Origin of the sequence: Streptomyces sp. NPDC102406 (assembly GCF_044765725.1) — a bacterium.
GTDB lineage: Bacteria > Actinomycetota > Actinomycetes > Streptomycetales > Streptomycetaceae > Streptomyces.
The window spans coordinates 24,111-36,285 of the sequence record NZ_JBIWKP010000017.1; the positions used below are offsets into that span (position 1 = coordinate 24,111).

Here is a 12,175-nt window from a genome sequence, read left to right on the forward strand (position 1 = left end):
CCCGGTGGCACGAAACGGGGGTGGGGGGGTCAGTTACCTAGATTGTACTGCCCGTTGTCCTGGGTGTTGAGGATGTCAACGTTCGAGAAGAGCTGCTCTATCGAGCCGTCCCCCCGCTCGATCTTGGCGCTCATCGTAACGCTCACCGGGATCGTGCTGGTGGCGTTCAAGTACATGGGAGTCACCTGATAAAGAATCGCGTCGTCCGGTCCGAACGTGTCCGATGCCACCTGATCCCTGACCTTCTTCTCAAATTCCCACATGCTGCCTGCGCCGGTGTTCGTCCCCACCTGCCAACAGGGAACGAGGTTGTCCGAGATCCTGCCGCCTAGAATCTTGGCGATCAGATGGCATCGGGCGCGCTCCTCGTCGAGATCGTGCGCCTGCGCGTACAGTTCCGCATCCTGCCAGCCGGTAATGTCCCCACCGGCCTCACTGCCCGGTCCGAGGGTCTTCCCCAGGCAAGCCACGGCCGCGGCCGCTCTGGTACCCGTCGGGCTCGACGGCACAAGTGTGTTTACGTGAGGTACCGGCGCGGTGGTGTTCAGAATCCAGCCGTTGCCGGACAGACGCGCCCCCGCTGGCGAGCTTCCGAGGCACTCAGCATGCGAGCCGTCGAGACTCGCCGTGAGACCGAGCATGAACGGATCTGCGTCGATGACCCGCTGACTCACGAAGCCCTGGCGGAGCTGGTTGTCGGCGAACTCTTTGTCACCAGCTGCGACATGCGCGCGCACGCAACGCTTAGAGGGATCCAGATCCGCGCCGCCGCCGAGCTCGAAGATGACCCATCCGCCGCTGCCATGGTTGGGAATGAGTTCTGCGCACCGAGCGCCGTCCGTTCCCCCCTCACTGGTCTCCGCGAAGGGGAACTGTGCACAGGTGTCAGTAGGTATGAGGTCGGACGCGTCCGCGAACGGCTTCGACGCACCACTTCCACAAGTACTGCTGACGCGGTCATCCACCCCGCTCACCGCCCGGGTCAGCGGGGTGTCAAGTCCCCATCGGTCGGAGAGGTTCTTCTGCGCCCATAGATAGGCCGCCACCGCACCGCCCTGGTCCGAGCCCTGCGTGCTCAGTGGTACCTGGGCCCTGACCGAAGGGACGACACACCCGGCCGTCGAGGTACCGCCGACCGCGTTGTCACAACGGATCTTTTGCGGATTGCTCCACGAGGCGTTCGGGTCGACGGCCGTGGCCCCTGGAGAGGTCACGTACAACTGGTACGAGGTGGTGAACTCAGTGATCGCGCCTGCTGCGGGGGCCGAGGAGTACTTGATGTCGCCGGCCAGCGGCTTACCCAACGTCACGTCACCGACGTACCAAGGCATGTACTTCGTTGCCGTGCAACCGCTCCCGCAGGATGCCTTTAGCTTCGCATTGAGGGCCGTGACGTCACCCGTGGCAGAGGTCATTGTCGCCGTGACGTGTTCGCTCCACGTGGTCTCCGCCTTCGGGAGGGTCGCACTGGTGGAGATTTCCAGGGTGCCGCGTCCGATCTCCTTGCCGTTGCTGTCGCGCAGGATGTATGTGACGTTCACGCCATTCACGCAGTACGAGAAGCGCTCGTAGGAGTACTTGCCAGGGCTGGTGATGGCACAGGTTCCGGTGGCGAGCGGCTGTATCGAGCTGCGCCGTGCTGGGGTGGGGCTGGTGCTCACACACGCCTCGACGGCGCCCGCACGGCGCTCCTTCGATCCAGGTCTGGTGGGCTCGCAGTGTTCGCCGGCTTCGGCAGGGAACGCGCTGGTCGCGGTGGCGGGGGCGGACGCATCGGCCAAGTCAGTACGATCTACCCGGTCCACCTGTTGCGCCGTCTCGTGCGGAGCCTGCTGGGCGTAGCTCGTGCCAGTGGCGGTGAACGTAAGGACAAGGGCGGCCGAGAGGGCCATGACTGTCGATCGGATACGTCTTCGGGTGGCGCCTTCGGTGCGTATTCGGAGGGCACCTACACGGCGTATTATGTCCATGTTTGTCAGATCACTCTTCATCGTGTCTTGGCAGAGGGAAGGGGCACCCGGAAATGCAGTGCCCCCGGGAACAGCAGTGGCTCCGGGCTGCTGCGCATCAGCGCATCGGCTTACCTGACGAGGCTCACGAGATCCTGGGTAAGGCTGGAGACCTTGTCCACGGCGACGTGCGTGATCTTGTTGACGACAGGTTCAACGATGTTGCCGCCAAGCGCCTTGTCTGCTGCTTTGATCCACTTGTACTGTCCGAGCGTCACAAGGCTGAGACCGGTGCCGACAGCGGAAGCGGTGAACTCGCTGCTCGTGAAACCGTGTTCGATGCCGTTGAAGATGGTGCTGAAGGCGCTCGCACCTGTGGACACCTCGGCGAAGAAACCGGCCGCACCGAGGGCGGGCGGGAAGGCAAGGCCGACGAGACCGCACCCGGCGGACACAAAGGCACTACCGGTAGCGACTACTTCGCCCGCGTCGGCATAGAACTGGGCGTCGTTCCACCACTCGTCGGATTCGGCCTGGCCCTTGGTTCCGTTGGGATTGGCCTGGTCGTTCACGTCGCTGTCAGCCGGGTCTATGTTGTTGTAGCGCAGACGCCGGGATTCTTCGGCAGCGGCCTTTGCCTTGGCGAGGTCCTCCGCCCGCTTCTTGTCAGCGGCGATCTTCTTGGCGGCGGTGTACGCGGCGGCCGCCGCCTTCTTGTCCGCCTGGGCGGCGAGCGCGGCCGCGCGGGCGGCAGCGGCCGAAGCCTGTGCCGCGGCCGAGGACTTGAGAGCGGCACGCGCGGAGTCCATCGCCTTGTTGGCCGAGAAGTTGGCCGAGCGCGCCGCCCCACGGGCGACGGCGGCAGCCGCCTTAGCGGTGTTGGCAGACTTCTGAGCATCAGCCGCTGATGCGTCGGCGGCGTTCGCGTTCTCGCGAGCTTCGTCCGCGTAGTTGTCAGCCTTGGAAGCTGAATCGATTGCCTTGTTGGCCCATTCCTGGGCTTCGGCAGCGTCCTCACGGGCGTCTGCGGCAACCTTGCTAGCCAGTGCGGCGTCTTCCTGCGCCTTCTCGGCGATCTTGGCCGCGGCCGCGATGGCTCCGCGGACCGCGGCGACGTGGGCAGCGGTGTCATGGTCGAGCTGGGCCGTACGGAACTGCACCAGCGTGATGAAGTTGCGCAGCATCCACGCGGGGCCTTCGAGGGCAACCTCGGCGTAGGCACTGGTGAAGGCTCCGCCGGCGGTGACGAGCTCGGTGGCCTTGACCCGGTCGTCCTCCTGGATGGCCTCCTGGTATCCGTGGTCGAAGAAGTCGACGAGGGCGACTGTGGTGTTCGTGTCGAGCGCCTTATTGCCCGCCGCGGTGACCGATTTCCCCGGATTGTCGTTGAGGATTTTGTTGATGGCGACCCGCAGCTCGTCGTCGGACGCCTTCTTCATGCCGCTGGTGAGGAAGTCGCCGACGGCCTGCGAGTCGGAGCTTTCCAAGGCGATCTGGGCGGCTTCGGCGATCTTCGGTGCGGAGATCGTGGCGACGTGCAGAGTGGTATCGCGGTCGTCCTGTTCCTGGGCGAGAGCGCGGTCGAGGGCGATCCAGGCATAGACATCGTCGTCGGATCCTGCGAGGGCGTGCTGGGCGGCCTGCCTTGTCCAGGTGCCGCTAGCGTCCATCAGGCCGACGGCGGCCTTGCGGCCCAAGGTCGCGGCAAGCGGCATGTCGCCGTCGTTGAGCGCTTGTTCGGACTGGCTGATCAGGTCCTTGGTCTGCTGGCTGGTGCGTTCCGCGACGAGGCGCTTCTCGCGGATGCCGGACATCTCAGCCGCTTCGATGGCGGCGAGCACACGCACCTCGTCGATGGCCTGCAGCTTGTCCTGTTTCAGCGTCTGGGCTTCGGCGGCGCGCGCGTTCTTCTCCACGTCAAGGGCGTCGGAGACGGCCTTGACGGCGACGTTCGCGGCCTTCACAGCCTCATTGGCGTGCGCGGTCGACTTGTTCGCGAAGTCGACGGCCTGGCCCGCGTACTTCACGGCCTCGTCGGCGGCGGCCGCCGCCTTGTCGGCATGGTCGGCGGCGGAGTTGGCGGCGGCACTGGCGGTGCGTGCTGCGGCGGCTGCGGCGGTGGCCAGTGCCTGAGCGGTGGAGGCCGCGTTGCTTGCACGGTTGGCAGCGCTGGTCGCGATGGCGGCCTGACGCTTGGCCTCGGCAGCCTCCGAGACGGCGGCGCCGGCCGCGACGGCTGCCTGGGCGGCGGCGGTGGCGGCAGCGGCAGAGTTGCGCGCTGCGGAGGCGGCTGTCTGCCCCGCGATCACCGACTGCTCCCCGGCGACGGCTGCCTTGATGGCGGCCTTGGCGGCGGAGCGGGCCTTGGCAGCCGCATTCTTGGCGGCCACCGCGGCGTCCTTGGCCATCTTCGTCTTGCCCGCGTCCGCCGATGCGGCGATCGCGGCATTGTAGGCGCGGGCCGCGGCACTGCCTGCCCTTGAGGCCGCCTGGGCGGCGCCGGTCGCCGCCAGGGAAGCCCGGCGGGACGCATGCACCGCCGCGTTGGAGGCATTGATGGCATTGCGCGCGGCATCTGCCGCACCCTTCGCCGCGCCGGCCGCCTTACGGGCCGCGGAGGCCGACTTCTGCACATCCTTCTGTGCGGCAGATGCTTCCGCCGCGGCCTTCTCGGCAGCCTCCTTTGCCTCGTCGGCTGCGGTCCCGGCGCGAGCCGATGCCTCTACGGCCAAGTTCGTCTGACTCTCGGCGCGTTTGCCCTCACGCTCGACAACGGCCACCAGATCCTCGATGGTCGCTGACTCCTGGTCACGGGCACGCGCGATGTGCTGGCCCGTCTCGATGAACCATTCCATTTCGGACGCGGTGCCGTCGAGTGCACGGTTCGCGTACTTCTGCATCTCAGGGCCGCCGGTCACCAGCATGGTGGTGACCTGGATCCGGGCATCCTCTAGACGCGCGTCGTACTGCCCCTGTGTGAGGAAGGCGGCGAGCGCCGGTGTGGTGGCGGCGTTCAAGGCGGCGTTGGCTTCACGTACCACTGCCCTGTCGCCGGTGGAAGAGACGATGGTCGTGGCGACCTGGAGGTCTTCGAGGATGGCCGCCTTGAAGCCATCCTTCAGGAACTCGTCGATCGCGGCATCACCGTTGTCGAGGGCGGCGACGGCCTCCCGGCGCAGGCCCTTTCCGGCGCGGTCCAGGCTGCTGATGATCGCGACCCGGTTGTCGTCGATCGTTTGCGTCGGCAGTGACTCGGCGAGGAAGGTCTGGATGGCGGCGTCCGGCCCATAGAGCGCTACGGCGGCAGCGCTCTTGACGCCCTTGCCTCCGGTCAGCCACGCCCTGACGACCTTGGCGCGCTCGGTGTCCGGTAGCGGCACAGGTTCGGGTGTGGTGCCTTCGGCGGCGACGGCAGTGGACGGCGTCAGGAGCGCAGGGGTGGCCGCGACGGCGGTCGCGGCGGCGAGCGCACCGAGTACGCGGCGTCTGCTCCAGAAAGTTGTCGACATGAATAGATTCCCCAGGTTGAGAAGCGAATAAGCGCCCTCGACGCGCATAAACACGGAGGCACCATCGAGCGACGGTGACTCTATCAACTAACCGCAGCAGAAGCAGAGATGAAAGAGGAAAGTTTCAAACTGCATGATGATTTAGCAAACTGATACTCACTCCCGTACAACCATTATGTGGTGTGGCGGACATCACAACTGACGCCTCGTCAATGTCCGTCTTTGGGTGGCTCTTTGAGGGTTGACCGCCCCTTTGATCTCGTGTTCACATGGCATTCACGAAGATCACACAGGCTCGCACCCCGCGCCGCGACAGCCCTGGTTCGGGTCTTTTTGAGGCGGCCACAAACCCCTGACAGCCAGGGGCGTTTTGCGCGGTCGCCGCTTATCTGAGGCGAGGTATGAAATGAACGAAATAGATGCGATGACTTCTGGGCAGCAAAGAAAGCGTTTCGGCAAGCGACTTCTCGGGACCGCAGCGGCATCTGCTTTCGTACTGCTTGCCGCGGCAGTCGGCATCCTGGCCGGGCCGTCCGAAGAGGCCGACGCGGCGAACGCCGCGGCCGACACCCCCGGCTACGCCGTGGAGGACTTCAACTACCCGCAGGCCGACAAGATCCTGACGGAGAAGAAGCTTGTACTGAAGCGAGGCGACGGCCACATCACACTCGCCGAGTGTGCACCGGACACCGGGCAGCTCGAGCTCAGAGCACGTGAGATCGGCAACGCCACGTTCTGCTTCGACGTCATAGGCACTGAGGGCTGGTTGACGCTCGAAGTGCCCAAGGCCTACTCGATGAAGGGCAACGACTACTCCACCACGGTCGACATGACCATCGGCGACGAGAAGCAGTCGTTCGACCTCAAGAACGGCATCTGGACCGGGATCGGCGAGATCGCGGACCCGGAGCACCGTGACTTCACGCTTGTGGAGATCAGGACCTCCAAGTAGCCCTTCACCCCTGTCCCGTGACCACCACGCTGCACTCCGGCGTGTACCGGACGAGCAGTCCTCGTTGCAAGGAAACAACGCACCCATGACCGCCAGAACCGTGACCGTCTCCAGACGCTCCCGCCTCCTCATGTCCACCGCAGCACTGGTCACCCTGCCACTTGCAGCGGCCGGCTCCCTCCCCACCGTGCTGTCCACCGCGGCACAAGCGGCCAGCGGGTCGGCGGTGTCCGACAGTTCCCTCTCCTTCACCGCCAAGCTCACCATTGGCACGGGTGAGACGATGCGCGGCTGCTCCGGCGCTCTCGTGGACAGCCAGTGGGTGCTGAGCGCCGCCAGCTGCTTCGCGGACGACCCGCAATCCGGCAGCAGCGTGACAGCCGGAGCCCCCAAGCTGCCCACGACCGCCGTCATCGGCTCCACCGATCTGACCGTCTCCGCCGGTCAGTCACGCGCGGTCGTCCAACTCGTCCCGTACGCCGGCCGCGACGTCGTCCTGGCGCGTCTGGACAAGCCCGTCACCGACGTCAACGCGGTCAACGTCTCCTCGATCGCTCCGGCAGTTGGTGACAACCTGACCAGCTCGGGCTTCGGCCGCACCAAGGACCAATGGGCGCCGGTGAAGCTGCACACCGCCTCATTCACGGTCACCGACGTGCAGAGTGGCACGCTCAACGTATCCGGAAACAATGGGGAGTCGGTGTGCGCCGGCGACACGGGCGGTCCTGTGCTCCGGCAGAAGAACGGCACGCTCGAGCTCGTGGCCGTCAACTCGCGTTCGTGGCAGGCCGGTTGCTTCGGCACCGATGCGAGCGAGACGCGTACGAACGCCGTTGACGCACGCGCAGACGATGTGGCGGCCTGGGTCGCAAAGAACCGGCTCGCCACGATGCACGCCGACGTCACCGACGTCGTGACCACCGCCGACTTCAACAAGGACGGCCGCCCTGACGTCGCCGCCATCCTCAAGGACGGCAACCTGCACACCTTCTACGCCACCGCCAATGGCTCCCTCATCTACGGACGCGAGCTGTGGAAGCACGACGGCAGCTGGAGCCGTAAGACCCGCATCTTCGGCGGCGACTTCAACGGCGACGGCAACGCCGACATCGCCGCCATCAACGTCGATGGCAACTTCACCGTCTACCCCGGCACCGCTTCTGGCCCGCTGGCCAATGGTATTGCCATGTGGAAGGACGCCACCTGGGGGGCCTACCCCAGCATCGCGACCTACCGCGCCAAGGGCTGGACGCGTGACGGCCTCATCACCGTCTCCCCCGCGGGCCGTCTGTATGCCTACCCCACTGCCGCCACCGGCGCTCTGGACGGCACCCGCACCGAGGTCTGGAACGACGACAGCTGGAACAAAAAGCTCATCACCAGCGCCGACTACACCAGCGACCAGCTCAACGACGTCGCCGCCATCGGCCAGGACGGGGCGCTGGGCCTCTACGCCGGTAACGCGCAGGGCAAGTTCGCCTACTTCGGCCAGATGTGGCCCGACCCGTCCTGGGCCAGCTTCCCCGTCATGATGGGCGGCGACTACAACGGCGACGGGAAGGCCGACATCGCCGCGGTCAACTCCACCGGCGGCCTTTACCTGTACCCCGGTGACGGCAAGGGCAAGCTGGCCACCCGCACCAGCATGTGGCCCACCATCGGCTGACGCTCCTCCCCCGCCGGGAGCACGCCGTACGCTCCCTGGGCGGCGTGCTCACCGCTGCCGCACAGCCAGGCGCCAGATGTACGGACGCGCCGGGTTCTAGCTCCTGCGCAAGCGGGTGCTGCTTGTGTCGTGACCTCACTGTCGGTGGCCAGTGCAAGGGTCCCCGACGGTTACGCGAGGAGATCTCATGGGCACCACGGATGGCTCGTGGCGACCTTACGGACGAACAGTGGGTGCGGCTGGAACGACTGTTGCCGCGTCCGAAGATGGACGGCCGCCACGGGACCGACGGCAGGTCTTCGACGGGATCTGGTGGCGCGCTCGCACCGGCTCGCCCTGGCGGGACATACCTGAGCGGTACGGCCCGTGGGAGACCGCCTACACGCTCTTTCGTCGCTGGCAGATCGACGGCACCTGGGCCAAGGAAGTTGCAGGTCAGAGCCGATGCTGCCGGACACATCGAGTGGATGTCGGTCGATTCCACGATCAGCCGAGCCCACCAGCACGCCGCCGGGGCTCGTAAAAGGGGGCCGCCGATCCAGACCGGACGAGTCCGGACGGGTTGGCGGCCGAGCCGGACGATCACGCGCTCGGTCGCTTGAGAGGTGGGCTGACCACCAAGATTCACCTGGCCGCCGACGCCTCCTCCCACGTCCTGGCTACCGTGGTCACCGCTGGACAGCGGGCTGACGCCCCAGTGTTCACAGAGATCATGGCCCGCATCCACGTTCCGCGGATCGGCGGCGGACATCCGCACACTCGACCCGCTCACGTCCTGGCCGACCGCGCCTACCCCTCACGGAAGATCCGCGAGTACCTGCGCCGCCGGCAGATTCCTCACACCATTCCGGAGAAGCGCGATCAGACCGGCCACCGCCGACGCCGAGGTTCGGCCGGCGGCCGCCCACCCGGCTTCGACCGTGAGAAACACAAAGCCAGACACAAAGTCGAGTGCCGGATCGGCCTCCTCAAGCAGGCACGAGGAGTCGCGACACGCTACGAGAAACTTGCCGTCCGCTACGAAGCCACGGTCCAACTCACCTTGATACGTCAGGCGCTGTGACCACATCTCAACCGCGACCCAGGTGTCCCCAGCGGCTGCACTACAGTCGGCCCACCTTGCCCGAACTCTACGTGATCAACCATCTGACTCTGTCCACGACCGACCTTGACCGGCTCGTGGCCTGCCTCCATCAGCATTCCCTGCCTCGGCGCGAGGGGACCACGCCGACATCCGCGCGCGGCGGCCGATGGCGCCAGTCCGCCAGCTGCCATCCTCTGGGGGGGCACGCTCCCGTTCACCTGCTCACCGTGGCGGCCGTCCCGCAGGCAGCATCTGGCCGACAGACTTTGGGCCAGGGCCGCAGACACGCTCGGGCAGAACTCGATGATGCTGTCGACACCGACCATCTACAACACACGCTCCACGTTGGCGCCGCCCCCGGCCAGCCGCAACTAGCCTCCCCGCTCACCGGCCCTGCGGTAGACGTGGTGACGCTCAGGCGCTTGGCCCCGGCACTGCCACTGGGCTCAGCCACGGAGTCCTTTGCAACGACCACTCGCCTCACAGCGAGGCACGGCCACCCACGTCCTATGCATGGCTGTGCCGGTGAGAGGTAGTACCAAATATCGGTGGGTCTGGGCACCAGTTGATGGCTGGTAGACGGCGAAGTGAGGTCCCGGAGCCATACCATGCGGATCATGACGCGCTTCGATGAGGTCAAGGCATCGTTCTGGGATCAAGGCGACTATGGCGTCCAACCTCAACTGACCGAGGAGCTGGTTCAGGAGGCTCAACGCCTGCTCGGCGTCTTGCTTCCCCCTTCACTGCTGTCGGTCTTGTGCGTGCAGAACGGCGGTGGAGTGGCGGCCCGCTGGAGGGCGTTTCCCACCCTCGCGCCTACGTCGTGGAGTCAGGACCATGTGCCGTTCGGTGACCTGATGGGCATCGGCCGGCGCGAGCGGATGACATCGATCCTGGATTCGCCGTACTTGGTTGAGGAGTGGGGTCTGCCCACCCCGGTCGTCCTACTCTCTGGCGACGGACATTACTGGACCGCACTCGACTACCGGGCCTGCGGGCCGCAGGGCGAACCGTCGGTCACGTGGTTCGACACCGATGAGAAGTCGGAACTCGCCCTTGCTGCAGACTTCCCGTCCTTCATCGAGGGGCTCACCGCAACTGAAGGGTTTGATAAGGGTGTTCAGCCGGTTTGAGGGAGCCGGCTGACGGCGTGTTCGGCCCTTGCCTTGGTCTGAGCGAGGCGAGGCGAGGCGAGGCGAGGCGAAGCGATAAGAGTCGGCTCCGGCCATGCCGAGGCCAGCGCCTTCTGTACCGTACGGCGCCCTACCCCGTACTTATGCTCAAGGGCCCTGCCGGACATACCGGCGCGAGAATCCCGCCGGATGGCCGCGTACAGCTCGACCTTGGCCTGCGGCGGCATCGGCGCCCCCTCGTGCGCAAGAGCACCCCGATACCTCCCACCGCAAGGCCCTGGATAGTGCCAAAACTCAGCGACACCACTCCTTCGAGTCGCAGGGTGCGGTCACAACTCAACGGCAACGCGGTCACTTGGCAGCGACAGAACTATATGCACGCACCCCGGGGGACGCAGGCACTTACGCAAGCCGTAAAACGCTGCGCTTTCGCGTCCGTGGGCCCTGCCCGCAACTCCCGCACGAACGGCACAAAGAGCCGCGCAACATCGCACGGACAGACAACTGTGCCGGTTGCATCTGCCGCTTCGCCCGCACTCGGTGGCGCGGAAGAGACGCCGGGCCAAGACCCCGCTCAGTATCTCGCCCTCCCCTGCCCCGCCAGGCCACCCCGGTCCGCTGCACCGTCCATCCCGGCTGCACAGCACGCCTCGCCCTTCGCTCGCAAGCACCCGCCGAACGTCCGGTTGCGGAGATCGGGTGCGCCGGGTTAGCGGTAGGTCATGACCAGCGATGCTGACCTCATCCCCGTCCCGCCCCTGCTGATCTCCGAGGTGTGCCAGCTCCTCGAGTACGGATGTGCCAAGGACTGCGCCGACGCCCAGTCCCTGCTCCTCATCCTGGAGCAGAACCTCCTCGACTACCGCGGCCGCCCCGCCCTGCCTCTGCCCGCCGCCCTGCTGCACCGCCTCCACCAGGTACTGCTCGTCCTGTGCTACCACGCCATCACCGACTTCCCGCCCGGCGAACAGGTCGTCCGCTTCAGCCGCAGCGCCGACCGCATCCGCGCACTCATCCCCATCCCCGCACCGGACGCCTGGCCCACCGCGCCCGCTGCCACCCCACGAGAGGCGTAACCGGACGCCAGGTCCAGAACCACGGGCTCGGCCTGGTATCGGCCGCCCCGCATGTACCAGCCCTGCGATCAGCGGTGTTCTGAGGGATGCACGGCCGGGCAACGGGGCCCGGCAGCGGTAACAGCCTGACCCGCGATTGATCTGACCGCTTCTGACCTGGCCGGGTGTGGGCTCGGCGCGTTCACCAGTCGAGCAGAGCCATGGAACTCCGACCGAGCCAGTCCGTGAACGACACGGGCCGACCGTCCAGGTTGAGCGGAAGGATCTGGTCACAGGTCGCGCGGGCGTCGAACCACATCGTGCCTCGGTGCGGACCAGTGACGACGAGCAGGGTCGAGAAGCCACAGCCGTTTTCCTGGATGAACACGGCGCCGGACGTCTTGCGCTCCTGGAACACCTCGTACTCCGCGTCCCACTGCTTCCATGCCTGCTGGTAGGCGTCGTGGTCCGGGAAGTTCTCTTCCAGCGGCTCGCGTCCGTCAAGCTCGTCTTCGTAAGCGCAGTAGGAGTCAGGATGCGGGAAGGCAATAGTGAGCAGGTCGTAGTTGGTACTTGAGTCTCCCTGCCAGCCCCAGCCGGCCGCGGTCCGACGTAGGCGGTTCATCGCGCCGCCAGCGCCCTGTCGGAGCAAGTACTCCCGGTACTCGACGGGAAAGGTGATGCCCAGTTCCGCTTCCGCCTCGCAGACCTGTGCTTCGGACAGCGGCGCCGGGGAGGAGTCCTGTCCCGAGGACGGACATCTGAGCTCGTCAAATCGTCGTCCATGGGCCAGGCGTTGGGCTTCCGCTATCCAGTCGATCGTCATA

General features: G+C 66.2%; 7 protein-coding genes and 1 pseudogene. 5 read left to right on the forward strand and 3 right to left on the reverse strand.

What is annotated here, in order from left to right; translation table 11 throughout:
• Positions 1-29: 29 nt before the first annotated feature.
• Both ACIRF8_RS35610 and ACIRF8_RS35615 read right to left on the reverse strand, forming a co-directional pair.
• Positions 30-1,892 (reverse strand): DNA/RNA non-specific endonuclease, encoded by a 1,863-nt coding sequence (locus ACIRF8_RS35610; protein ID WP_404222036.1) that lies wholly within the window; start codon positions 1,890-1,892, stop codon positions 30-32.
• A gap of 188 nt (positions 1,893-2,080) precedes the next feature.
• A complete protein-coding gene (locus ACIRF8_RS35615; RefSeq protein ID WP_404222038.1) occupies positions 2,081-5,506 on the reverse strand; it encodes an ALF repeat-containing protein in 3,426 nt (1,141 codons plus the stop codon).
• A gap of 376 nt (positions 5,507-5,882) precedes the next feature.
• Here ACIRF8_RS35615 and ACIRF8_RS35620 point away from each other — a divergent pair, with 376 nt between their 5' ends.
• The 5 genes and pseudogenes from ACIRF8_RS35620 (at position 5,883) to ACIRF8_RS35640 (ending at position 11,369) form a co-directional block, all read left to right on the forward strand.
• Positions 5,883-6,410: a hypothetical protein gene (locus tag ACIRF8_RS35620; protein WP_404222040.1), complete on the forward strand. Its 528-nt coding sequence runs from the start codon at positions 5,883-5,885 to the stop codon at positions 6,408-6,410.
• 85 nt (positions 6,411-6,495) lie between these two features.
• Positions 6,496-8,076: an FG-GAP-like repeat-containing protein gene (locus ACIRF8_RS35625; RefSeq protein WP_404222042.1), complete on the forward strand. Its 1,581-nt coding sequence runs from the start codon at positions 6,496-6,498 to the stop codon at positions 8,074-8,076.
• A gap of 200 nt (positions 8,077-8,276) precedes the next feature.
• Positions 8,277-9,139: pseudogene (locus tag ACIRF8_RS35630) on the forward strand (IS5 family transposase).
• A 638-nt stretch (positions 9,140-9,777) separates the two neighbouring features.
• Positions 9,778-10,293, forward strand: a complete 516-nt coding sequence (locus ACIRF8_RS35635) for an SMI1/KNR4 family protein (RefSeq protein WP_404222044.1) — start codon at positions 9,778-9,780, stop codon at positions 10,291-10,293.
• A 722-nt stretch (positions 10,294-11,015) separates the two neighbouring features.
• Positions 11,016-11,369 (forward strand): hypothetical protein, encoded by a 354-nt coding sequence (locus ACIRF8_RS35640; RefSeq protein ID WP_404222046.1) that lies wholly within the window; start codon positions 11,016-11,018, stop codon positions 11,367-11,369.
• 181 nt (positions 11,370-11,550) lie between these two features.
• Here ACIRF8_RS35640 and ACIRF8_RS35645 read toward each other — a convergent pair whose 3' ends face one another.
• Positions 11,551-12,174, reverse strand: coding sequence for an SMI1/KNR4 family protein (locus tag ACIRF8_RS35645; protein ID WP_404222048.1), 624 nt, complete (start codon positions 12,172-12,174; stop codon positions 11,551-11,553).
• Between the last annotated feature and the right edge of the window lies 1 nt (position 12,175).

Coding starts and splice junctions, on each gene's coding strand:
- ACIRF8_RS35610 (WP_404222036.1), bottom strand. CDS start 1,892: ATGGCCCTCTCGGCCGCCCTTGTCCTTACGTTCACCGCCACTGGCACG.
- ACIRF8_RS35615 (WP_404222038.1), bottom strand. CDS start 5,506: ATGCGCGTCGAGGGCGCTTATTCGCTTCTCAACCTGGGGAATCTATTC.
- ACIRF8_RS35620 (WP_404222040.1), top strand. CDS start 5,883: ATGACTTCTGGGCAGCAAAGAAAGCGTTTCGGCAAGCGACTTCTCGGG.
- ACIRF8_RS35625 (WP_404222042.1), top strand. CDS start 6,496: ATGACCGCCAGAACCGTGACCGTCTCCAGACGCTCCCGCCTCCTCATG.
- ACIRF8_RS35635 (WP_404222044.1), top strand. CDS start 9,778: ATGACGCGCTTCGATGAGGTCAAGGCATCGTTCTGGGATCAAGGCGAC.
- ACIRF8_RS35640 (WP_404222046.1), top strand. CDS start 11,016: ATGACCAGCGATGCTGACCTCATCCCCGTCCCGCCCCTGCTGATCTCC.
- ACIRF8_RS35645 (WP_404222048.1), bottom strand. CDS start 12,174: ATGACGATCGACTGGATAGCGGAAGCCCAACGCCTGGCCCATGGACGA.